This window comes from Allobosea sp. UNC402CLCol (assembly GCF_000745475.1).
In the GTDB taxonomy this organism is placed as follows: Bacteria; Pseudomonadota; Alphaproteobacteria; order Rhizobiales; family Beijerinckiaceae; genus Allobosea; species Allobosea spartocytisi.
Genome location: NZ_JQJJ01000008.1, coordinates 860,382 through 883,200 on the forward strand (window position 1 = coordinate 860,382; position 22,819 = coordinate 883,200).

Annotated in this window: 21 protein-coding genes; 10 read left to right on the forward strand and 11 right to left on the reverse strand. The window is 65.9% G+C overall.

The features are described from left to right. Positions 1 to 111: 111 nt before the first annotated feature. Together GY40_RS06115 and GY40_RS06120 are read right to left on the reverse strand one after the other, a co-directional pair. Positions 112 to 1,278, reverse strand: a complete 1,167-nt coding sequence (locus GY40_RS06115) for a murein transglycosylase A (protein WP_038359482.1) — start codon at positions 1,276 to 1,278, stop codon at positions 112 to 114. After that, positions 1,275 to 2,003: a Tim44/TimA family putative adaptor protein gene (locus GY40_RS06120; RefSeq protein WP_038359484.1), complete on the reverse strand. Its 729-nt coding sequence runs from the start codon at positions 2,001 to 2,003 to the stop codon at positions 1,275 to 1,277. The genes GY40_RS06115 and GY40_RS06120 overlap by 4 nt, the downstream gene beginning before the upstream one ends. A 255-nt stretch (positions 2,004 to 2,258) precedes the next feature. Here GY40_RS06120 and secB point away from each other — a divergent pair, with 255 nt between their 5' ends. Next, complete coding sequence (secB, locus tag GY40_RS06125; protein ID WP_038359486.1) at positions 2,259 to 2,747, forward strand: protein-export chaperone SecB; 489 nt, start codon at positions 2,259 to 2,261, stop codon at positions 2,745 to 2,747. 168 nt (positions 2,748 to 2,915) lie between these two features. After that, complete coding sequence (locus tag GY40_RS06130; protein WP_038359489.1) at positions 2,916 to 3,647, forward strand: TerC family protein; 732 nt, start codon at positions 2,916 to 2,918, stop codon at positions 3,645 to 3,647. 130 nt (positions 3,648 to 3,777) lie between these two features. Here the strand turns inward: GY40_RS06130 and dnaQ are convergent, their stop codons facing one another. From dnaQ to GY40_RS06155, 5 genes are read right to left on the reverse strand one after another with little or no spacing between them, the layout of a single operon-like run. Further along, a complete protein-coding gene (dnaQ, locus tag GY40_RS06135; RefSeq protein ID WP_038359491.1) occupies positions 3,778 to 4,494 on the reverse strand; it encodes a DNA polymerase III subunit epsilon in 717 nt (238 codons plus the stop codon). Further along, entirely contained in the window at positions 4,487 to 5,125 is a 639-nt protein-coding gene (coaE, locus tag GY40_RS06140) for a dephospho-CoA kinase (RefSeq protein WP_051987562.1), read from the reverse strand. Before coaE ends, dnaQ begins: the two co-directional genes overlap by 8 nt. Before the next feature lie 16 nt (positions 5,126 to 5,141). Next, entirely contained in the window at positions 5,142 to 5,975 is an 834-nt protein-coding gene (locus GY40_RS06145) for a shikimate dehydrogenase (RefSeq protein ID WP_038359494.1), read from the reverse strand. A 12-nt stretch (positions 5,976 to 5,987) separates the two neighbouring features. Further along, positions 5,988 to 6,605, reverse strand: coding sequence for a Maf family protein (locus tag GY40_RS06150; RefSeq protein ID WP_038359497.1), 618 nt, complete (start codon positions 6,603 to 6,605; stop codon positions 5,988 to 5,990). Beyond that, a complete protein-coding gene (locus GY40_RS06155; RefSeq protein WP_038359499.1) occupies positions 6,602 to 7,432 on the reverse strand; it encodes a pyruvate, water dikinase regulatory protein in 831 nt (276 codons plus the stop codon). The genes GY40_RS06150 and GY40_RS06155 overlap by 4 nt, the downstream gene beginning before the upstream one ends. A 424-nt stretch (positions 7,433 to 7,856) precedes the next feature. Here GY40_RS06155 and hemE point away from each other — a divergent pair, with 424 nt between their 5' ends. From hemE to rho, 3 genes are all read left to right on the forward strand, one after another. Further along, positions 7,857 to 8,909 carry a uroporphyrinogen decarboxylase gene (gene hemE, locus GY40_RS06160; RefSeq protein WP_051987563.1) on the forward strand — a complete coding sequence of 351 codons (1,053 nt, stop codon included), beginning with the start codon at positions 7,857 to 7,859 and terminating at the stop codon, positions 8,907 to 8,909. Between the two features lie 12 nt (positions 8,910 to 8,921). Further along, on the forward strand, positions 8,922 to 9,344 hold the full coding sequence (gene hemJ / locus GY40_RS06165) for a protoporphyrinogen oxidase HemJ (RefSeq protein WP_038359502.1): 423 nt from the start codon (positions 8,922 to 8,924) through the stop codon (positions 9,342 to 9,344). Positions 9,345 to 9,562: 218 nt separating this feature from the next. After that, complete coding sequence (rho, locus tag GY40_RS06170; RefSeq protein WP_038359505.1) at positions 9,563 to 10,828, forward strand: transcription termination factor Rho; 1,266 nt, start codon at positions 9,563 to 9,565, stop codon at positions 10,826 to 10,828. Between the two features lie 97 nt (positions 10,829 to 10,925). On the opposite strand, the gene GY40_RS06175 is transcribed toward rho, so the two are convergent. Continuing rightward, positions 10,926 to 12,929 carry a thioredoxin domain-containing protein gene (locus GY40_RS06175; RefSeq protein ID WP_038359506.1) on the reverse strand — a complete coding sequence of 668 codons (2,004 nt, stop codon included), beginning with the start codon at positions 12,927 to 12,929 and terminating at the stop codon, positions 10,926 to 10,928. Positions 12,930 to 12,961: 32 nt separating this feature from the next. Between GY40_RS06175 and mnmE the strand changes: the two genes are divergently transcribed. From mnmE to GY40_RS06200, 5 genes are all read left to right on the forward strand, one after another. After that, positions 12,962 to 14,275 (forward strand): tRNA uridine-5-carboxymethylaminomethyl(34) synthesis GTPase MnmE, encoded by a 1,314-nt coding sequence (gene mnmE, locus GY40_RS06180; protein ID WP_038360291.1) that lies wholly within the window; start codon positions 12,962 to 12,964, stop codon positions 14,273 to 14,275. A 68-nt stretch (positions 14,276 to 14,343) separates the two neighbouring features. Next, positions 14,344 to 16,230 (forward strand): tRNA uridine-5-carboxymethylaminomethyl(34) synthesis enzyme MnmG, encoded by a 1,887-nt coding sequence (gene mnmG / locus GY40_RS06185; protein WP_038359508.1) that lies wholly within the window; start codon positions 14,344 to 14,346, stop codon positions 16,228 to 16,230. After that, entirely contained in the window at positions 16,227 to 16,874 is a 648-nt protein-coding gene (gene rsmG, locus GY40_RS06190) for a 16S rRNA (guanine(527)-N(7))-methyltransferase RsmG (RefSeq protein WP_051987564.1), read from the forward strand. The genes mnmG and rsmG overlap by 4 nt, the downstream gene beginning before the upstream one ends. After that, on the forward strand, positions 16,871 to 17,701 hold the full coding sequence (locus GY40_RS06195) for a ParA family protein (protein ID WP_038359513.1): 831 nt from the start codon (positions 16,871 to 16,873) through the stop codon (positions 17,699 to 17,701). The genes rsmG and GY40_RS06195 overlap by 4 nt, the downstream gene beginning before the upstream one ends. Before the next feature lie 34 nt (positions 17,702 to 17,735). After that, positions 17,736 to 18,617: a ParB/RepB/Spo0J family partition protein gene (locus GY40_RS06200; protein ID WP_081925186.1), complete on the forward strand. Its 882-nt coding sequence runs from the start codon at positions 17,736 to 17,738 to the stop codon at positions 18,615 to 18,617. On the opposite strand, the gene holA is transcribed toward GY40_RS06200, so the two are convergent. From holA to leuS, 3 genes are read right to left on the reverse strand one after another with little or no spacing between them, the layout of a single operon-like run. Beyond that, complete coding sequence (gene holA, locus GY40_RS06205; RefSeq protein ID WP_038359518.1) at positions 18,618 to 19,646, reverse strand: DNA polymerase III subunit delta; 1,029 nt, start codon at positions 19,644 to 19,646, stop codon at positions 18,618 to 18,620. It lies immediately after the preceding gene. 6 nt (positions 19,647 to 19,652) lie between these two features. Beyond that, positions 19,653 to 20,204, reverse strand: coding sequence for an LPS assembly lipoprotein LptE (gene lptE, locus GY40_RS06210; RefSeq protein WP_051987565.1), 552 nt, complete (start codon positions 20,202 to 20,204; stop codon positions 19,653 to 19,655). After that, positions 20,191 to 22,815, reverse strand: coding sequence for a leucine--tRNA ligase (leuS, locus tag GY40_RS06215; protein WP_038359520.1), 2,625 nt, complete (start codon positions 22,813 to 22,815; stop codon positions 20,191 to 20,193). Before leuS ends, lptE begins: the two co-directional genes overlap by 14 nt. Positions 22,816 to 22,819 lie beyond the last annotated feature (4 nt).

Below are 22,819 nucleotides of genomic sequence, written 5' to 3' on the forward strand. Positions count from 1 at the left end.
GACTCGGGCTCCACGGGCGCACGGCCCGGCAACGGTTTGACCGAGCGCGCCACCTGTCGCCAGAGCGCGATATCGGCCTCCGTCAGCGTCTTGCCCCGGCGCGACCGCATCTCAGCGCGGCCAGAGCACGGTGAAGGAAACGGGATGCCGGATCAGCCCGGCGCGGTGTCCGGCGGCAGCGCCGGAACCGACGAAGAGATCCATGCGGGCCGCGCCGAGGATGGCGGAACCGGTGTCCTGCGCGATCGTCAGCCGGGCGAGATGCGCGTCGCCTCCCTCGCCATCGGGGATGGTCGCATCGATCCAGACCGGCAGGCCATAGGGCCAGATATTCCGGTCGACGGCGATGCTGCGCAGCGGCGTCAGCGGCAGCCCGGCGCCACCGATGGGCCCGGCCCCGGCCGGCAGGTCGTCGCGGCGGGTGAAGAAGACGAAGGAGCGGTTGAGGCGGATGAGGTCGCGCGCGAAGCCGGCATCGGCCTTCAGCCGGGCGACGAGGCGGTCCATGGTCATCTGCTCTGGCGGGATATTCTCACGCTGGCTGAGCACGCGGCCGAGCGAGGTATAGGGCAGGCCGTTGCGACCGGAATAGGTGAGCCGCGTCACTGAGCCGTCGGGCAGGCGCACGCGGCCGGAGCCCTGAACCTGCAGCACGAAGCGATCGACGGGATCGCGCAGCCAGAGGATTTCGAGTCCTTGCCCGTCGAGCGCGCCGGTCTCGATCGCAGTGCGGTCGGGGAAGGGTTCGAGGCCGTCACCGGTGCGGCGGGCGGCCGAGAGAGCCTTGTCGAGGCCGGGCCAGTCGTCGCCGGGCTGGCGCGTCACCAGATCCTTCGGGCGGTCATAGAGCGGGGTCGGGAACGCGTCGGAACGCGTCAGCGCGCCCTCGAATTCCGGCTCGAAATACCCGGTCATGAAGCCGGTTTCCGCATCGGCCGGGCGGATGCGCCAGAAGCTGAAATTCCGCTCGAAGAAATCGCGCGCCTGCTCGGCGCTGACGGGACCGGCCGCAGCCAGCGCCTTCGCCTTCTCGCAAGCGGCATCCAGCCCATCCGGCAAGGGCACCGCCTGGCGCAATGGCGGGTCCGCCATGCAGCCCTGTGCGAAGATGGCAAAAGCCCTGGCCTGATCGTCCTGCCGCCAGCCGGCGATCTCGCCCGGCGACAGCGGTTCGGCGCGGGCGCCGTCCGGAAGAGGAAAAGGCGAAGCCAGAGCCGTCATGACAGGAAGAGAAGAGGCCGCCAGCAGCGCGAGCGCGGCCGCGGCGCCACGGATCACGCGCCGGCTTCGGTGGCGACGAGAAGCCAGTTGGGGTCCCTGCTGCCAAGCTGGCGCGAGAAGGTCCAGATGTCGTTGACCTCCGAAACCTGATCGGCGCTGCCGTCGACGACGGCGCCTTGCGCGTCGCGCGTCGCGCTGATGAGCTGCGAGACGAAGGCGATCGTCACCTGGGCCGCCTTGCCCTTGACCTCGACCGCGGTCAGATCGGCCTTGTCGATCGAGACGAAGTTGGATTCCGCTTTCTCGTTGCGCTTCTCGCGCTCGGTGATGGCCTGCTCGAAGCCGTCATAGACCTCCTTCGCCAGCAAGCCCTTCAGCATCTTGCGATCGCCGCGGGCGAAGGCCGTGACGATGGTCTCATAGGCGGATTTGGCACCTTCGACGAAGGCGCGCGGATCGAAATCCGGCTCTTGCCGGATGATCGCGTCGATGCCCTGGCCGATCGGCGAATCCGGCGGGGCGATATCCTTCCAGCGCTCGGCCGCCGGGACCGGAACCGCGGCGGGGTCGTTGGCCGCGCCGGGCAGACGGATGACATTGTCGCGCTTGTCGGACGATTGCGCCTGGTCCGGCCGCACCGGCGGCGCCTCGCGGCGGATGAAGGGATCCTTCGGCGGCTGCTCGTTGCCGGTCTTCTGACCGAGGACAGAGCGCAGCTTCCAGGCGACGAAAACGGCCAGAGCCAAGAAGACCAGAGTCGTTATGTCGAAGGAATTTTGCATTGAAGGCTGACCCGCGGCTCCCCGTATTGTCATGGTTCTAACCGCTGCCAGATCGCCGGCGGCGGGCCGTCACCACAGTGATATGGTGAGACAGGCTCGTAACATCCACCCCCCGGCTTGTGAAGGCGACTTCTTGTGCCGTTCTCGTGTCCATGATAGCCGACGCGCGCGTCGCCCCGGAGGCGGAGCGCAATCTCGAATGCCCAAGGAGGCGCGGGATTTCCCGAGACAGCCTGCCAGAACAAGATGGGACCGATGGCCAACGAACTTCCCAACGGCAACGGCGCCGGCGCCGCTGATACGGCTCCGAGCCTCAATGCCCTGATCCAGTACACCAAGGATTTCTCCTTCGAGAACCCGAAGGCGCCGCGCGCGCTCGCCCAGCAGGACGCCCAGGCGGGCCCGCAGATGTCGCTGCAGGTCAATGTCGGCACGAGCAATATCGGCGGGATCGATTACGAGACCGTGCTGAAGCTCGAGGGCAAGGCCGAGCTCAACGGCGAGACACTGTTCGCCTTCGACCTGAGCTATGCCGGCGTCTTCCGGCTGCAGAACATCCCCGAGGAGCACATCCACCCCGTGCTGGTGATCGACTGCGCGCGCCTGCTCTTCCCCTTCGCGCGCCAGATCATCGCCGAAGCGGTGCAGAATGGCGGCTTCCCGGCCTTCTACGTGCCGCCGATCGATTTCGCGGCGCTCTATCAGCAGCAGGTTCAGGGTCAGCCCAGCGCCGCCAATTCCTGAGCGCCGGTACTCCCCACGCCAACAAAAAGGGCCCCTCGCGGGCCCTTTTTCGTTTGTTGCGGATGATTGTTGCCCTTGCGAAGGGTCTGGCCCCTCGCCATGTCGGATGCGCATCTGGCGGACGCCCCAATCGGGACGCCCGCCTTTTCCTTATCCGATGGAGACCCGATGGACGCCCTTATGACGCTTGCTTCCGACCCCGCCGTTTGGGCCGCGCTCGGAGCATTGATCGCCATGGAGGTCGTGCTCGGCATCGACAACCTGATCTTCATCTCGATCCTGACCAACAAGCTGCCGGAGCATCAGCGCTCGAAAGGCCGCAAGATCGGCATCGGGCTTGCGCTCATCCTGCGGCTCGCGCTGCTCAGCACGGTCGCGATCATCGTCAAGCTCACCGCCCCGCTCTTCACGGTCCTCGGCCAGCCCTTCTCATGGCGCGACCTCATCCTGATCGCCGGTGGCCTGTTCCTGGTCTGGAAGGCGACGAAGGAGATCCATCACAAGGTCGATCCCAATCCGGGCCCGGACATGTTCGATGGCGGCCGCGCGGCCGGCGTCACCTTCGGCGGGGTGATCGTCCAGATCCTGCTGCTCGACCTCGTCTTCTCGATCGACTCGATCATCACCGCGGTCGGCATGACCGAGCATGTCCCGGTGATGGTGATCGCGGTGATCGTCGCGGTGTTGACGATGCTGCTCGCCGCCGATCCGCTGGCGCGCTTCATCGAGAGGAACCCGACCATCGTGATGCTGGCGCTCGGCTTCCTGCTGATGATCGGCGGCATGCTGATCGCGGAAGGTTTCGGCGTCCATGTGCCGAAGGGCTATGTCTACGCGGCGATGGCCTTCTCGGCGCTGGTCGAGGCGCTCAACATGATGTCGCGCCGGCGGGCTTCGTAAGCTCCCATCTCGTAGCAGGCGTCATGCTCGGGCTTGACCCGAGCATCTCTTGCCGACGGAGTCTCGGAGCTTTCTCGTCTCGAGATTCTCGGGCCTGCGCTTCGCTCCGCCCGAGAATGACGCCCAAGGCTTACTGAGCCGCCTCGTCGGTGATGCCGAGATAGCCCTTCCAGAGCGGGGCCTTCAGCGAGCTGAGGATGAAGGCCTCATGCGCCTTGATGGCGGCCTCGTCGAGGCGCGGTGCCAGCGGGCGCTGGCGCTGCGGCTTCTCCAGCACGGGCGCGGCCAGGCCAGGCCGCCCCGCCGCCGCCTCGACGCCGAGGCCGAGCGAGGCCTGCTTGCCGCCGATCAGCTCGATATAGACCTCGGCCAGAATCTCGGAATCGAGCAACGCGCCGTGCTTGGTGCGGCGGCTGTTGTCGATGCCGTAGCGCGAGCAGAGCGCGTCGAGGCTGTTGGAGGCGCCGGGATGCTTGCGGCGCGCCATCGACAGCGAATCGACCACGCGGGCCGGCTCGATCGGCGGCAGGCCGAGGCGCTTGAACTCCATGTTGATGAAGCCGACGTCGAAGGCGGCGTTATGGATCACCAACCGGGCATCGGCGATGAAGTCCAGGAACTCCTGGGCGATCTCGGCGAAGACCTGCTTGTCGGAGAGGAACTGCTCCGAGAGCCCGTGGACGTTGAAGGCCTCGACCGGCATCGAGCGTTCGGGATTGATGTAGACGTGGTAGTTGCGCCCGCTCGGGCAGTGGTTGATCAGCTCGACGCAGCCGATCTCGACGATGCGGTCGCCGTTATGGGGCTCGACGCCGGTGGTTTCGGTGTCCAGGACGATCTCACGCATCGGTCGGGACCTTGTTCCGGAGCTCTGGGCCGCCCCTACGTCCGGGGCGCGCGGCCAATGCCGTCAGGATAGAGCGGACTTGCCGTTCGGCGGCCATGAGGCCGCGCGAGGTGTCCACAAGGAAATGGGCATGGCGACGCTTCTCCGCATCCGGCATCTGGCGCGACAGGATCGCGGCGAACTTCTCCGCCGTCATGCCGGGGCGTGACAGCACGCGCTCGCGCTGAACCTCGGCCGGAGCCGTCACGACGAGCACGGCATCGCAGCGCCCCTCGCCGCCCGTCTCGAGCAGGAGCGGCACATCGATGACCGCGAGGCCGGCGCCCTCTGCACGACACCGTGCAAGGAACGCTTCCTCCTCCTCGCGCACGAGCGGATGGATGATCGCTTCGAGCTGCTTGAGCGCCTCGGGCTTGCCCAGTACCGCCGCCCCGAGCCTGGCGCGATCAACCACGCCATCGACGACCGTGCCGGGAAAGGCTGCCGCGATCGGCGCCACAGCCCGGCCGCGATGCAGGCGGTGCACGGCGGCATCGGCATCATGCAGGGGCACGCCCTGCTTCACGAAGAGCCCGGCGGTCGTCGATTTGCCCATTCCGATCGAGCCCGTCAGCCCCAGCACGAAGGTCATGTCCACGTCCCGCGAATCAGGCCTTCAGGATATCGGCTTCGATCAGGCCGCGCAGTGCCGGCGTCACCTGCGGCGAGACGCCGAACCAGCGGGCAAAGCCCGGGGTCGCCTGGTGCAGCAACATGCCGAGGCCGTCGACGATGATGCCGCCGCGCCGTTCCGCCTCGGCGAGCAGCGCCGTCTTCAGCGGGACGTAGTTGATGTCGTCGACGATGGTGCCCGGCCGCAGAGCCGAGAGGTCCATCTCCAGCGGCGGCTTGCCCTGCAGGCCAAGCGGCGTCGTGTTGACGATGAGATCGACCTGCCCGACGGCCTCGCTCCGGCGCTCCCAATCGATCACCTCCAGCGGCGCTCCGAAAGCTGCGGCGAGCTCGTCGGCGCGGGCGCGGCTGCGGTTGGCGATCAGGATGCGGCCGATCCCGCGCGACTGGAGACCGAAGGCGACGCCACGCGCAGCGCCGCCGGCACCGAGAACGAGGATCGTGTTCACCCGGCTCTCCCAATCGGGGACGGTCGCGTCGAGATGAGCGAGGAAGCCGGACACATCGGTGTTGTCCGCGATGATCCGGCCGCCATCGCGCCAGAGCGTGTTGACGGCTCCAACCACCCGGCCAGCCTCGCTGACCTCGTCGACCAGCGCCATCATCGCTTCCTTGAGCGGTGCCGTGACATTGCCGCCGGCGAACTCGCCGTCTCGCAGCCTCGCGACGAAGGCCGGCAGATCGACCGGGGCCACGTCGATGCGTTCATAGGAGCCGGCGATCCCGTATTGCCTGAGCCATTCGCGATGGATCAGCGGCGAGCGCGAATGCGCGATGGGGTGGCCGATGACGAAGCACTGAGGAGACATCGCGAAATCCAGTTAGCGGGCGAGATGGCCGAGATCGCGCAGGGCCGAGAGGACGGGCAGCAGCGGCAAGCCGAGGATGGTGAAGTGATCGCCCTCGATCCGCTCGAAGAGCTGCGCGCCGAGCCCTTCGAGCTGATAGCCGCCGACGCTGGAGAGGATGGCCGGGCCGGCAGCTTCGACATAGCGAGCGATGAAAGCGGAATCGAGCGGCCGCATCGTCAGCCGTGCAGTTTCGCAGCCACGCGCCAGGACCTCCCCGTCCCGCGCCAGCGCGAAGGCGGAATGCAGCTCATGCCTCCGTCCTGCGAGAGACGCGATCTGGCTGCTTCCCGCCGCCGCGTCCTCCGGTTTGTGGAAGGCCACGCCCTCGCAGGTCAGGGTCTGGTCGGCCGCGAGCACGATCCGGCCGGTCCGTTCCTGCGAGACGGAGAGCGCCTTGGCTTCCGCCAGAGCCGCGGCAATCCGGTCCGCCGTCACCCCTCGCGCGGCCAGCGGTTTTTCGACGGCACGCTCGTCGATACCCGGCTTGACGGTCTCGACCGGAAGCCCGGCGGCGACCAGCATGTCGCGGCGGGTGACGCTGCCCGAGGCGAGGATAAGCGGCGCCGGCGATAGCCATAGCCGCGTCATGTCGCGATGAACTTCATACGGTGGTCGCGCAGCAGATCGAGGATCGATGCGGCCGTCTCCTCGATCGAGCGGCGCGTCACGTCGATCACCGGCCAGCCCTTGCGGGCGCAGAGGCGGCGCGACTGGGCGACCTCGTCGGCAACCGCCGCCGGGTCGACATAGGGCGTCTCGTCATCAGCGCGCAGCGAGAGCAGGCGGTTCTGCCGGATCTGCACGATGCGATCGGGGCTCGCGACGAGCCCGACGATCAAGGGCTTGCGCGCCCCGTCCAGCTCGACCGGCAGGGGCACGTTCGGCACGAGGGGGATGTTCGCGGTCTTGATGCCGCGATTGGCGAGGTAGATGCTCGTGGGCGTCTTCGAGGTGCGGCTGATGCCGACAAGGATCACGTCGGCGCTCTCGAGGTCCCCGCCCATCTGGCCGTCATCGTGCAGCAGCGTGTAGTTCATCGCGTCGATGCGGCGGAAATATTCAGTGTTGAGCACGTGCTGCGCGCCCGGTTTCGTCGCCGAGGTCTGGCCGAGATAGGACTGGAACAAGGACAGCACCGGCTGGAGAACCGACAGGCAGGGACAGCCGAGCTCCCGGCAGAAATTCTCCAGCTTCTCCTGCCACTCCGGCTCGACCAGGGTGTAGAGCACGACGCCGGGTGAGGATTCGATCTCGGCAAGGACGCGGGCGAGCTGCGCTTCTGAACGCACCAGCGGATAGACATGCTCGATCGCCGAGACGGTTTCATATTGCGCGGCCGCGGCGCGGCTGACCGCGATCAGCGTCTCGCCGGTCGCGTCGGAGACGAGATGAAGGTGGAAGTAATTGCGAACCACGGCAGCCCTCGCGGTGAAGCTCGTTTCACCTCTAACGCGAGATACGGCTTTGGCAAATCGGCCTCGCCGATCCGGAGAGCCGATGGGTTATCCCATGGCATCGGGAGTGATGTGGATAAGACTCGCAAGCGACGGGCCCGGGCGCTGCCCCTGTACAACTCGGCCCAACGATCAACAGGCCGGCGGCTGTGCATGGTAAAGAAAGTGTTTCACGTGAATCATTCCGACGGGTCGGAGTGAACCGCCGGATTCCATTCGTTAAGAAAGCCTTAACGGCTTTGGTCCGGGTGAACCGACCGCGACCTGCTGTCCCACCGCCTGTGGAACGGTTGTGGACAGAATTGCGGCGGGCTATCTCCCCTGCCCAAGAGTCAAAGAAAAAGAGTCTTTCTAAGAATCTCTTTGTTTTAATAGAGGATGTGAGATGGATCGCCCGGCAGGCTCTGTGACGACCGAGACACCTGCCATCCTGCGGGCACTTTCAGGCGAGGTTCTGTCGAAGCCGCCAATCTGGTTGATGCGGCAAGCCGGGCGTTTTCTGCCGGAGTACCGCGAGGTTCGGGCGCGTGCCGGCAGCTTCCTGTCGCTGTGCTACAATCCTGAGCTGGCCGCCGAGGTGACGCTCCAGCCGATTCGCCGATTTGGTTTCGACGCGGCCATCCTCTTTTCCGACATTCTCGTGGTGCCTCAGGCGCTGGGCCAGAAGCTCTGGTTCGCGGAGGGCGAGGGGCCGCGTCTCGAACCCGTCGATACGCAGGAGAGGCTCGCAGCCATCGATGAGCTGGCGGATGACGGCAAGCTCACGCCGATCATCGAGACCGTGCAGCGCGTCCGCGGTACCCTGCCCAGGCAGACCGGCTTCATCGGCTTCTGTGGCGCGCCCTGGACGGTGGCGACCTATATGGTCGCCGGCCGCGGTACGCCGGACCAGGGGCCGGCGCGCGCGCTCTTCGCCAGGAACCCGGCGTTGTTCCAGGAGATCATCGACCGGATCGTCGCGGCATCGATCACCTATCTCAACACCCAGATCGCCGCCGGGGTCGACGCGGTGCAGATTTTCGATAGCTGGGCCGGCGTGCTCGCTCCCGAGGATTTCCAGCGCTGGTGCATCGCGCCGACGAAACGGATCGTCGACGGGGTTCGGGCGGTGAATCCGCAGGTCCGCATCATCGGCTTCCCCCGAGGGGCCGGCCGGCTGATCCCGGATTATGTCCGGGGAACCGGCGTCGATGCCGTCGGCCTCGAAAGCGCGATCGACCGGGATTTCGTGCGTGACGAGATCCAGTCGCTCGTGCCGGTGCAGGGGCACCTCGATCCGCAGATCCTTCGCGCTGGCGGGCCAGAGCTGGAGCGGGAGACCGAGGCGATTCTGGCCGCTTTCGGTTCGGCTCCCTTCGTGTTCAATCTCGGCCACGGCATCCTGCCGGACACGCCGATTTCCCATGTCGAACGTCTGCTCAAGGCAGTGCGCGGCTGAAAGGCTCAAGCCATGTATGAATGGATCAAGGCTTTCCACGTCATGGCGGTCATCTCCTGGATGGCCGGAATGCTCTATCTGCCGCGATTGATGGTCTATCACGCCGAAGCGCAGATCGGCTCGATCCAGTCCGAGACCTTCAAGGTCATGGAGCGACGCCTGCTCAAGGGCATCATCAATCCGGCGATGATCGCGACCTGGGTGCTCGGGCTCTACCTCGCCTGGTACGCTTTCGCCTTCAAAGGCGGCTGGCTCCACGCCAAGTTCCTGCTCGTCATCCTTCTCTCCGGGATCCATGGCGTCCTGTCCCGGCGGGTGAAGGACTTCGCTGCGGACCGGAACACCAAGTCGGCGCGCTACTATCGCATTCTCAACGAAGTGCCGGCGTTGCTCATGGTCGGCATCGTCATTCTCGTCATCGTGAAGCCGTTCTGACGGGAGCCGTCGTTTCCCGCTTGAGCCCAGCGACATTTCCCGTTATCAGAATGCCACGCTTCTCCAGCGTCCTCCCTGTTGTCGACTGTTCGTGAGCCCGCTGCCCCGCAGCAGCTCATGGCGCACAATCCCCCCGCGCAGGTTCGGTTCGAACCCAAGTCGATCACTCCAGTACCATCCCCACCCCGCCTTAGCGGGGCGTTAGATCCGGGTGCCCCATGCGGGAAATCAAGCTCCAAGAGCTCAAGAGCAAGTCTCCGACCGAACTGCTGACCTTTGCCGAGGAGGTAGAGGTCGAGAACGCCAGCACCATGCGCAAGCAGGAGCTGATGTTCGCCATCCTGAAGCAGCTTGCCGCGCGTGAGACGGAAATCCTGGGCGAGGGCGTCGTCGAGGTGCTGCAGGACGGTTTCGGCTTCCTGCGTTCGCCCGATTCGAACTATCTGCCCGGCCCGGACGACATCTATGTCTCGCCTTCGCAGATCCGGAAGTTCGGCCTGCGCACCGGCGATACGGTCGAGGGGCCGATCCGCGGGCCGAAGGATGGCGAACGCTATTTCGCCCTGCTCAAGGTCAACACGGTCAATTTCGAAGACCCGGAGAAGATCAAGCACAAGATCCACTTCGACAACCTGACGCCGCTCTATCCGGATCAGCGGCTCAAGCTCGAGGTGCAGGATCCGACCAAGAAGGATTTCTCGCCGCGCGTCATCGACATCGTGGCGCCGATCGGCAAGGGCCAGCGCGCCCTGATCGTGGCGCCGCCGCGCACCGGCAAGACCGTGCTGTTGCAGAACATCGCCCAGTCGATCACGACCAATCATCCCGAGTGCTATCTGATCGTGCTGCTGATCGACGAGCGGCCCGAGGAAGTCACGGACATGCAGCGCTCGGTGAAGGGCGAGGTCGTGTCCTCGACCTTTGACGAGCCGGCGTCGCGCCACGTCCAGGTCGCGGAAATGGTGATCGAGAAGGCCAAGCGCCTGGTCGAGCATGGCCGTGACGTGGTGATCCTGCTGGATTCGATCACGCGTCTCGGCCGTGCCTACAACACTGTCGTTCCGTCCTCCGGCAAGGTGCTGACCGGCGGTGTCGACGCCAATGCGCTCCAGCGCCCGAAGCGCTTCTTCGGCGCGGCCCGCAACATCGAGGAAGGCGGTTCGCTGACCATCGTGGCCACCGCGCTCATCGACACGGGATCGCGCATGGACGAGGTGATCTTCGAAGAGTTCAAGGGCACCGGCAACTCGGAAATCATTCTCGACCGCAAGGTGGCCGACAAGCGCATCTTCCCGGCGATCGACATCATCAAGTCCGGCACCCGCAAGGAAGAGCTCATCACGCCGCGCTCGGACCTGCAGAAGACCTATGTGCTGCGCCGCATCCTCAACCCGATGGGCCCGCAGGACGCGATCGAGTTCCTGTTGGACAAGCTGCGCCAGACCAAGCAGAACTCGGAATTCTTCGATTCCATGAACACCTGATCGGCTGGTTCCGGCCATTCAGGCCCGTTCGATCCGACGCCGTCGCTCTGCCAGGAGCGGCGGCGTTTTCGTTTGGCTGTCCTTGAACCTGCAAGCGCTATCGGCCGTCGGCGATGGCCTCGGGCAATCGATTCGGATCCGTGACGGGTGGCAGGCAGCGACCCTCGAAACAGATGAAGGCCGCGCCGCGTCCCGCCTGTCGCAGCATGGCGGAAGCCGGATGATCCGGAGGCAAGGCCTCGTCATCCGGGCAGTCGATCAGGATCGTCGTCGTGTAGGGCAGGCTGCGTGCTGCCGCGTGGAAGGCCGCGCGCTCGGGCCCGGCGAGGACGATCTCGACGCCGTTGCGAGCAAGATCGTAGGCGTTCAGGACCGAGCCATGGGCCATCGGTGCGCGCGCGGCCGCCTGCAAGGCGGCTTTCATCAAGGCCTGGGCTTGCTCCCTGTCCGCCAGAGCGCCGGTCTTGGCCGCGAGCCGCAGGAGATTGGCGGCATGGACGCCGAGCGCATTGGGTACCGCGTCGTCGTGAGTCGGCCTCGGTAGGACTGGCAGCTCTCCCGATTCAGGCCGAGTCATCCCGAGGAGGCCCGTGTCTGCATCCCGGTAGTGCCGATCGAGATGCCGTGACCAGCGCCGCGCGTCTTCGAGGTAGTGCTGCTCCAGCGTCAAATCGTGCAAGGCCAGGGCCGCATCGATCATGGCTGCGTGGTCAAGGGCGAAGCCGGGCCTGATCAGCCGGCCGAGGCGATAGGAATGGGCGAGGCCATCGCCATCCGCCATCGATTCGGCCACGAAACGGTAAGCGCTTCTGGCGAGGTCGAGCCAATGCGGCTGACCCAGCAAGCCGGAAGCGCGGGCGAGCGCGGCGATCATCAACCCGTTCCAATCGGCGAGGATCTTGTCGTCCCGCGCCGGCGGTATGCGCAGAGCCCGCACCGCGAGCAGCCGCTCCCTCATGGCGGCGAGCCGTGACGCGGTCTCCGCATCCGGGTCCGGCGTATCGAGCCGGTTGAGGATGTTGGTTTCCTCCCAATTGCCATGGGCGGTGACATCGTAGTGCCGGGCGAACAACGCGGCATCGTCCGGCCCGAGAAGCGCGGTGATCTCGGCCAGGGACCAGACATAGAACTTGCCTTCGACGCCTTCGGAATCGGCATCGAGGCTGGCGGCGAAGGCGCCTTCCGGCAGAAGCATCTCGCGCTTGAGCCAGGTGACGATTCCCGCCGCCGCGTCCCTCGCCAGCCCGCTTCCGCTGCGCTTCGCCTCGAGGGCATAGAGCGACAGGAGCTGGGCGTTGTCGTAGAGCATCTTCTCGAAATGGGGCACGAGCCAGCGCCCATCGACGGCATAGCGGGCGAAGCCACCGCCGAGATGATCGTGAATGCCGCCACGGGCCATCCGATCCAGCGTCAGAACGCCCGCCTGCAAGGCGGCTTCGGAAGCTGGCTGCCGGGTTCCCGCGCGCCAGAGCAATTCGACCAGTCCGGCATTCGGGAATTTCGGCGCACCCTTGAGGCCGCCATCGACCGGGTCGAAGGCGCTCGCGATCTGCGCGGCGAGATGGTCGAGATCCGGCTCCCCGATAGCGGCGAACGTCACGGTTTCGGCCCGCTGCAACGCTTCACGGATCGCCGCGGCATTGCTCGCGATTCGCTCCGGCTCGCGCTGGAAGATCGCGGAAAGCTGTCGCAGCACGGCCGTGAAGGATGGCCGGCCGTGGCGGGGCTCCGGCGGGAAATAGGTGCCACCCCAGAAGGCGTCGCCATCAGGCGTCAGGAACATGGTCAGGGGCCAGCCGCCCTGCTCGCCGAGGCTGTGCAGCGCGCTCATGTAGACATGGTCGATGTCCGGGCGCTCCTCGCGATCGACCTTGATGTTCACGAAAAGCTCGTTCATGACGGCGGCGGTCGCCGCATTCTCGAAGCTCTCATGCGCCATGACATGGCACCAATGGCAGGCGGCATAGCCGATCGAGAGCAGCACGGGGCGGTTGCTGCGCCGGGCTTCGGCGAAGGCCTCCGGGCTCCATTCCCACCACTCGACGGGGTTGTCGCGATGCTGGAGCAGATAGGGGCTGGCAGCGCCGGAGAGGCGGTTCATGCGGCAGTCCTTCCTGGCGCGGGGTGGGCACCATGAGCGGTCACGACCCGCAATCTACCATTGTCGCGCTGTCCTCGGCACCCGGTCGGGCTGGTGTCGCCGTGCTGCGCGTATCGGGGCCACGTGTTCGATTCGCTCTCGAAACGACGGCAGGGATCATACCTCCGCCAAGGCTGGCGACCTTGCGGGTGCTCCGCGATGCCGAGGGCCAGGTGATCGACCGGGGACTCGTTCTGTTCTTCCCCGGCCCTACCAGCTTTACCGGCGAAGATATCGTTGAATTTCATATACATGGCTCACGAGCGGTGCTCGCGGCACTACTGCGACATCTCACGGCACTACCGGGCTTGCGGCTGGCGGAAGCCGGCGAATTCACCCGTCGCGCCTTCGAGGCCGGCAAGCTCGATCTGGCGGCGGTGGAGGGTCTCGCCGATCTGATCGATTCGGAAACGGAATGGCAGCGGCGGCAGGCCTTGCGCCAGATGGACGGCGCGCTCGGCGTTCTGGCGGGGCAATGGCGCACGCAACTGCTGGAAGCCATGACGCTCCTCGCCGCCGAGATCGACTTCTCCGATGAAGGCGATGTCGAGGGGCCCCTGCATGACGAGGCCATGCGGATCGCAGCTAGCGTCCTGGGATCGCTGCGCAGGGCGCTCGGCAGTTTCGCCATGGGCGAGCGCGTACGGGAAGGCTTCGTCGTCGTCCTGGCCGGCCCGCCCAATGCCGGCAAGTCGAGCCTGCTGAATGCGCTGGCGCGTCGCGATGTGGCCATCGTCTCGCCCGTCGCCGGGACGACGCGGGATGCGCTGGAGGTCAGGCTCGATCTCGACGGCTTGCCGGTCATCCTGATCGACACGGCCGGCTTGCGCGAGAGCGTCGATCCGATCGAGGTGGAAGGCGTCAGGCGCGCTCGCGCACTGGTGGAGCGCGCCGACCTCGTCCTCAGCCTGCGCGGGATCGATTCGGAGCCGTACCGGACGGCGGAGGAAGTTCCGCAGATCGCTGTCGCGACGAAGGCCGATCTGGGCGGAACCGTTCTGCCTGGCGAGCGCGCCATTTCGGTGAAGAATGGCGAAGGGCTGCCGGAGCTTCTGGCGGCCATCGCTGAATATCTGCGCGGTCTCGGACAAGGCGAGCCGGCGTTGTTGATGCGGGAGCGCCACCGCATCGCAGTCGCCGACGCCATCGCCGCGCTGGAGCGCGCGACCGAATCCGTGGGTGCACCGAGCGAATTGCTGGCCGAGGATATCCGCCTTGCGGTGATGGCGCTGGAGCGGCTGGTGGGACGCATTGGCGTCGAGGATGTGCTGGATCATCTCTTTGCCGGGTTCTGCATCGGCAAGTGAGGGCCGTCCTGGGTCCGGTGGTACAATCGGCGATTGACCGGTACCCTTTGCTTCGCTAGCGAAAACCCATGTCATCCCTCGCGCAAACCTACGATGTCATCGTCGTCGGCGGCGGCCATGCCGGGACGGAAGCCGCTGTGGCCGCGGCGCGGTTCGGCGCGCGGACCGCGCTGGTGACGCACAAGCCCGAAACGATCGGCGTGATGTCCTGCAACCCGGCGATCGGCGGGCTCGGCAAAGGGCATCTCGTGCGCGAGATCGACGCGCTCGACGGCATCATGGGGCGCGCTGCCGATCGCGGCGGTATCCAGTTCCGCATGCTTAACCGCCGCAAGGGGCCGGCGGTACGCGGTCCCCGGGCTCAGGCCGACCGCAAGCTCTACCGATTGGCGGTGCAGGATCTGCTGGCGGAGCAGCCGAATCTCGATGTCATTGCCGGTGACGCGTTCGATATCGAGGTTCAGAACGGGCGTGTCTCGGCAGTTCTGCTCGCCGATGGACGTCGATTCGCTGCCGGAACGGTCGTGTTGACGACCGGGACGTTTTTGCGCGGTCTGATTCATATCGGGGAAACCAAGATTCCGGCGGGGCGCGTCGGGGAGGCGCCGTCACTCGGCCTCTCCGCGACGCTGGAGCGCCATGGCTTTCCGCTGGGCCGGCTCAAGACCGGCACCCCTCCCCGCCTCGATGGTCGCACGATCGACTGGGCGGCGCTGGAGATGCAGCCCGGCGACGAATTGCCCGAGCCGTTCTCGGCGCTGACCGAGAAGATCACCAATCCGCAGATTTCATGCGGCATCACCCGCACGACCATGGCCGGTCACGACCTGATCCGCGCCAATCTCCATCGCGCGCCGATGTTCTCGGGGCAGATCGAGGGGCGCGGTCCGCGCTATTGTCCCTCGATCGAGGACAAGGTCGGCCGCTTCGGCGACCGCGACGGCCATCAGATCTTTCTCGAGCCGGAAGGTCTCGACGACGACACCGTCTATCCCAACGGTATCTCGACCTCGTTGCCGGAGGATGTTCAGCGCGACCTGCTCAAGACCATTCCGGGTCTGGAACGAGCAGCGATGCTGCGGCCGGGCTACGCGATCGAGTATGACTTCATCGATCCGCGCGCATTGAACAACACCCTGGAGACACGCGCCATCGGCGGGCTCTTCCTGGCCGGGCAGATCAACGGTACGACGGGGTATGAGGAGGCCGGGGCCCAGGGATTGCTGGCCGGCCTGAATGCGGCACGCCGCGCGAGCGGGCGGGAGCCGGTAGTCTTCGACCGGGCGCAATCCTATATCGGCGTTCTGGTGGATGATCTGGTGACGCATGGCGTTACGGAACCGTATCGAATGTTCACCTCGCGCGCGGAATTCCGCCTGTCGCTGCGGGTAGACAATGCGGATGAGCGCTTGACGATGCTCGGGACGGAGCTCGGCATCGTCGGTTCGGCCAGGCTGGCGGCTTTCGAGGCACGCAACGGCGCGATCGAAGCTCTGCGTTCTGAACTTCAGGGGCTGCAGCTCACGCCGCAGCAGGCGCAGATCGGGGGGATACAGCTCAACCGCGACGGCTTGCGGCGCAGCGCCTATCAGATCCTGTCCTATCCGGACGTTACCTTTGAGCAGCTGGCCGCGATCTGGCCGCAGCTTAACGCCTACTCCGCTTCCGTGACGGACCGCGTGACGGCCGATGCCGTCTATGCTGTCTATCTCGATCGGCAGGCGGCGGAGATCCAGGCCTATCGCCGCGACCAGGCACTGAAAGTCCCGACGGATCTCGATCTCGATACGATTTCGGGCCTGTCGAACGAGCTTAAGGCGAAGCTCGCTGCGGTACGGCCCGCCGATCTGGCACAGGCCGGAAAAATCGAGGGCATGACGCCGGCGGCCCTGACCTTGCTGGCGGCGCATGCCCGCAAAAGCCGCGCGGCGAATTTATCCACAGGCGTATCGTGACTGTTGATAAGAGCGACAGGCAGCGCGCTTTGCGCTTGACGCCTGTTTCACGTGAAACAGAGGAACGCCTCGCCGCGCTGGTGGCGGAGCTGGAGCGCTGGCAGGCCGCCAAGAATCTGGTCTCCTCGGCCACTCTGGGGGACGTCTGGACACGGCACATCGCCGACTCGCTCCAGCTCTTCAATCTGGCCTCCGAGCGGGAGCATTGGCTCGATCTCGGCTCGGGCGGGGGCTTTCCGGGCCTCGTCATCGGCATCTGCCTGGCCGAACGTGGCATCGGCCAGATCGACCTCGTCGAAAGCAATGCCCGCAAATGCGCCTTCCTGCGTCATGCGGCGCGGGTCACCGGGGCACGGGTCAAGGTTCACAATGCGCGGATCGAGGACGCGGTCGGCGGCTTCGCCGGCGAGGTCGATGTGGTGACGGCCCGCGCACTCGCGCCTCTCGCTCAACTGCTCGGCTGGTGCGAAGAGCTGTTGAGAACCGGTGCGCTCGGTCTCTTTCCCAAGGGACAACATCTAGATACGGAATTGACCGACTCGGCCAGATATTGGAAGATTCAAGCAACAACCGTTTCTTCCGTGACCGACGACGCTGCGCGAATCCTGATGGTTCGCTCGGCCGAGAGACGAGCCGATCCATGACAGATGTCATATCCGTGATCCCGCAGCGCCGTCCGCGCGTGATCGCGCTCGCAAACCAGAAGGGTGGCGTCGGCAAGACGACGACCGCGATCAATCTGGGCACGGCGCTGGCAGCCATCGGCGAGAAGGTGCTGATCGTCGACCTCGACCCGCAGGGCAATGCCTCTACGGGTCTTGGCGTCGACCGGCGCAGCCGCAAATCCTCGACCTATGACGTGCTCTGCGGCGATGTCGGGCTCGGGCAGGCCTTGCAGCCGACGGCGGTGCCCGGGCTGTCGCTGGCGCCCTCGACGCTCGACCTCCTCGGCGTCGAGCTCGAGATCGCCTCGGCCAAGGACCGCGCGCATCGCCTCAAGAAGGCGATCGACGAGCTGGTCTATGATCAGCGCTGCCAGGATTTGACCTATGTCCTGATCGATTGCCCGCCCTCGCTCAGCCTGATCACGATCAATGCGATGACGGCGGCGGATGCAGTGCTGGTGCCGCTGCAATGCGAGTTCTTCGCGCTCGAAGGCCTCAGTCAGCTCCTGAAGACGGTGGAGCAGGTCAAGGCCGGGCTCAATCCGCGGCTGATCATCCAGGGCGTGGTGCTGACGATGTTCGATCCGCGCAACAACCTGTCCGGACAGGTCATGGCCGATGTGAGGAGCTTCCTCGGCGACAAGGTCTATGAGACCGTGATTCCGCGCAATGTGAGGATTTCGGAGGCGCCGTCCTATGGCAAGCCGGCGTTGCTCTACGATCTGCGCTGCTCGGGGTCGCAGGCCTATCTGCGCCTGGCTTCGGAAGTGATCAAGCGCGAGCGCACCCTGCGCGCCGCGGCCTAACAGTCAAAGAACGCAGAGGTTGACAGGAATGGCGATGGCCGAAGAACAGGGGCGTTCCCGCCTTGGCCGCGGCTTGGCGGCGCTGATCGGCGATGTCGGCGAGGAAATCGGCGCGATCGAGCGGGCCCGTGGCCAGCGCCGCGTGCCGGTCGAGTTCCTGCGGCCGAGCGCGCGCAATCCACGTCGCAACTTCGCGGAAGAGGAGCTCGACGATCTCACGGCTTCGGTCCGCGAGCGCGGTATCCTGCAGCCGATCATCGTGCGTTCGATCCCGGGGATGCTCGATGCCTATGAGATCATCGCCGGAGAACGGCGTTGGCGGGCGGCGCAGCGGGCCGAGCTACACGATGTGCCGGTGATCCTGGTCGAAGCCGATGATCGCGAGGCGCTCGAGATCGCCATCGTCGAGAACGTGCAGCGCTCCGACCTCAACCCGATGGAAGAGGCGGCGGGCTATGAGCGCCTGATCGCCGAATTCAGTTATACCCAGAACGATCTGGCGCGGGTCATCGGCAAGAGCCGCAGCCATGTCGCTAATACGCTGCGGCTGTCGAAGCTGCCGGAGCCGGTGCGCGCCTTAGTCAGCGGAGGCGCCGTCTCGGCCGGCCATGCCCGGGCGCTGCTATCTGTTTCGGATCCGGAACTGATGGCGAAACGGATTGTCGAACAAGGCCTTAGCGTCCGCGATATCGAACGCATCGCCCAGGATGAGGCGCGCGGCGAGACCAAGAGCGCGGTTGCCGCAAAGCCGAAGCCCGAGAAGGATCCGGATACGCGCGCCCTGGAAAAGGCGCTGGAGGAGGCCCTCGGCCTTTCCGTCGTCATCAGCCATCGCCCCAGCGGCGCGGGCGAGGTCAAGATCGCCTACAAGACGCTGGAGCAGCTCGACGCGCTCTGCCGCCGGCTGAAGGCCTGATCAATCGGCCCGGCCATTGCGGCCGAGGCGAGCGAGTGTCCACAATGCACGGGTCGCGGTCGCGCGGCCCGTTTCGCTGTTCTGGCGGGTCGCAAGGACCGCGTTGCCGAGCAGGGCAACAGCCTCGGTCAATCTGGCGCTGGTCCAGGCGTTGAGCGCGGCCTCGGTGGTGGCGATGCGCGGATAGGGCAGCCGCATGGTGCCGACCACATCCTTGACGCCGCGTCCGGCATCGACGCTCTGCCGGGCCTTGAGCAGAGCCAGGGCCTGCCGCAGCACGGCGCCGAGCATCACGCCGGGATCGAGCCCCTCGCTGAAAAGCTTGGCCTGCGCCAGGTCGAGCACTGGCAGCTTCCCGGCGAAGACGGCATCGACCAGCATGGCCTGCTCGCGCTGGGCGGTGTCGCCGACGATGGCGTCGATATGGGCCTCCGTGACGGAGGGATCGTTGCCGACATAGAGCAGGAGCTTCTCGATCTCGCGCCGCGACGTCTGGCGGTCACCGCCGAGCAGGCCTGCGAGGTGGTCGCGGCTGCCGCGGTCGATGGTCTTGCCGGCGGAGCGGACCATCTCGTCGATGATCGAGCCCAGATCACGGGCTGCGTCGCCGTAGCAAGGCACCGCGAGCGCGCTTTTGGCCTTCTCGCAGGCGGTACGCAAAGGGTTGGACCGCTGCAGGTCTCCGGCCTCGACAATGACGAGCGCGTCCTGCGAGGGCGTGGCCAGAAGGGGCTCGACGGCGGCGAGGAGCGGCTTCGACGTCGACGAGACGCGGATGGCGCGTCGGCCGCCGAACAGGCCGATGGTGTTGGCTTCGTCGACGAGCTTCAGGGGATCGGCCGCGACGGCATCGCCGTCCATGCGGATGAGCTGGAAGGCGTCATTGGGATCATCGACGCTTTTGCGGGCGAGATGGCCGGCGCGCTCGGAAACGAGGCCGGCATCCGGGCCGTAGAACAGGATCAATCGCCAGGCGGGGTCGAGGCGCGCAAGCGTTCGGTCGGCTTCATGCGCCTTGATCGCGACCATGGCGGATCAGGAGGTGAGATCGGCCGAGATCTGCCCGCGAATCAGTCCGGCGAGGTTCTTGGCGGCGCGAATCTGGGCGTCGCGGGCGGCGCGGACCGTGGCGAAGCGCTGCGAGGAACGCTCATAGGGCTCGCGCACGGAGTTGGTGCCGGAGGAGACGACCTCGCCCGTGCTGATCCGCGTCACCTTCCAGGTCGCGGTGGCGACGAGCACAGCCGAATCAGCGCGGCCGTTGGCGTAATCGACGGTGACGACCTCGACCGACTCGGCCAGGGCGGAGTCGAATTTCAGTGTCTTCTGCGCATCCGGCTCATTGCCGCCGTCGAACTCGAAGACCAGTTCGTTGCGCAGATAATGCCCGATCAGGCCCTTGAGCTCGGCAAACTCGATGCTGCGCAGCGCGCCCTTGACGCTGCCGCCGACCGTGCTTGCGGTATACTCCGAATAGAGCGGCTGGAAGCAGCCCCCGGCGAGCGCGGCCATGCCCAGCACTGCGGCCAGAGCCAGGCCGCGGCGGCTCGGCTTGATGATTCGCGCCGCAGTCTCAGACGACGACATTCACGATTCTCCCGGGAACCACGATGATCTTGCGGATGGAACGGCCTTCGAGGGCCCGCTGAACCGCCTCGCTGGCATGAACAGCAGCTTCCACCGCCATGGTATCGGCATCGGCTGGAACAGTCACCTCCGCCCGCTTCTTGCCGTTGAGCTGGACGGGCAGCGTGATGCTGTCGTCCTTCAGCAAGGCAGCCTCGGCCTCGGGCCAGGATGCCTCGCCGACGAGGCCGGGCTGGCCGAGCGCGTGCCAGCATTCCTCGGCCAGATGAGGCATCATCGGCGCGACAAGCTGGGTGATGATCGTGGCGGCCTCAAGGAGCGCATAGGCCATATCCGCGCCGAGCTCAGGCTTTTCGGCCGCCGCATCGAGCGCTTTGCTGATGGCGTTGGTCAGCGTGTAGATATGGGCGATGCAGCGGTTGAAGGCGAGGCGCTCGATATCGGCGCCGACGGCATCGAGCGCGCGATGGCTCGCCTTACGCAGCGCCAGCGCCACGTCACCGATCTGAGCCGGTTTCCCGGCTTTGCCGTGGGTCCGCTCGGCGATTTCGCCGATCAGGCGCCACAGGCGCTGCACGAAGCGGGCGGCGCCCTGCACGCCCTCATCGGTCCAGATCACGTCGCGATCCGGCGGGGAATCGGAGAGCATGAACCAGCGGGCGGTGTCGGCGCCGTAGGAGGCGATGATGTCGTCGGGGTCCACCACGTTCTTCTTGGACTTCGACATCTTCTCGATCGGGCCGATCTCGATCGGGGCGCCGGTCTCGACGTCGAAGCCGCGGCGGTCGGTGCCGGAGACCTCGATGCGGACATTGCCGGGCTCGACCCAGTCGCCATCCGCGGCGCGATAGGTCTCGTGCACGACCATGCCTTGCGTGAACATGCCGGCGAAGGGCTCATCCAGCCCGGCATGGCCGGTCTTCTTCATGGCGCGGGTGAAGAAGCGCGAATACAGCAGGTGCAGGATCGCGTGCTCGACGCCGCCGATATACTGGTCGACCGGCAGGAAGCGGTCGACGGCCTTGCGGTCGGTCGGGCTCTCGGTGCGCCACGGATCGGTGAAGCGGGCGAAATACCAGGACGAATCGACGAAGGTGTCCATCGTGTCCGTCTCGCGGCGCGCCGGCTTGCCGCATTGCGGGCAGGCGACATGCTTCCAACTCGGATGATGGTCGAGCGGGTTGCCCGGTTTGTCGAAGGAGACGTCATCTGGCAGCTTCACCGGCAGATCGGCATCCGGAACCGGCACCGTTCCGCAGTCGGAACAATGGATGATCGGGATCGGGCAGCCCCAATAGCGCTGGCGCGAGATGCCCCAGTCGCGCAGACGGAAATTGACCTTGCGCTGGCCGACCGGGCGATTGCCGCGAATCTCGTTCTCGAGGCGGCGGGCGACCTCCTCCTTGGCTTCCGCGATGGTCAGGCCGTCAAGGAAGCGCGAATTGATCATGCGGCCATCACCGTCATAGGCGATGTCGGTGATCACGAAGCCGGCGGGATCGGTGCCTTCCGGCGCGACGACCGGAATATTGCCCAGGCCATATTTGTTGACGAAGTCGAGGTCGCGCTGGTCATGCGCCGGGCAGCCGAAGATGGCGCCGGTGCCGTACTCCATCAGGACGAAGTTCGCGACATAGACCGGCAGCGTCCAGTTCGGATCGAGCGGATGAACGGCGCGCAGGCCCGTGTCGAAGCCGAGCTTCTCGGCCTTGTCGATCGCCTCCTGCGCCGTGCCGGTGCGCTTGCACTCCTCGATGAAGGCCTGCAGTTCCGGGTTACCGGCGGCAATCGCCTTGGCGATCGGGTGATCCGGGGCGACGGCGACGAATTTCGCGCCGAACAGCGTGTCCGGGCGGGTCGTGTAGACCTCGACCTCGTCCTGCTTCGCCGCATTCGATTCGAGAGCGAAACGAACCAGCAGGCCCTCGGAACGGCCGATCCAGTTCTTCTGCATCAGCCGGACCTTGTCGGGCCAGCGGGTCAAGCCGTCGAGCGCGTCGTTCAGCTCCTGGCCGTATTCCGTGATCTTGAAGAACCACTGGGTCAGCTCGCGAATCTCGACCGGGGCGCCGGAGCGCCAGCCACGGCCGTCGATGACCTGCTCGTTCGCCAGAACGGTCTCGTCCACCGGGTCCCAGTTGACCTTGGCCGTCTTGCGGTCGACCAGCCCGGCCTTCAGGAAGTCCAGGAACATCTTCTGCTGGTGGCGATAATAGCTGGGGTCGCAGGTCGCGAGCTCGCGGCTCCAATCCAGGGAGAGGCCCATCGATTTGAGCTGGCTGCGCATCGCCGCGATATTGGCGTAGGTCCATTCGCGCGGGTGGACCTTCTTCTGCTTGGCTGCGTTCTCGGCCGGCAGGCCGAAGGCGTCCCAGCCCATCGGATGCAGCACCGCGAAGCCCTTGGCCCGCTTGTAGCGCGCAACGACGTCGCCCATCGCATAGTTGCGGACATGGCCCATATGGATGCGCCCCGACGGATAGGGGAACATCTCGAGGACATAGTAGCTCGGCCGTGTGTCGTCGTTCCTCGTCTCGAAGAGCTTGCGCTCATCCCAGACGGCGCGCCATTTCGGCTCGGATTCTTTCGGGTTGTAGCGTTCGACGGCCATGTCA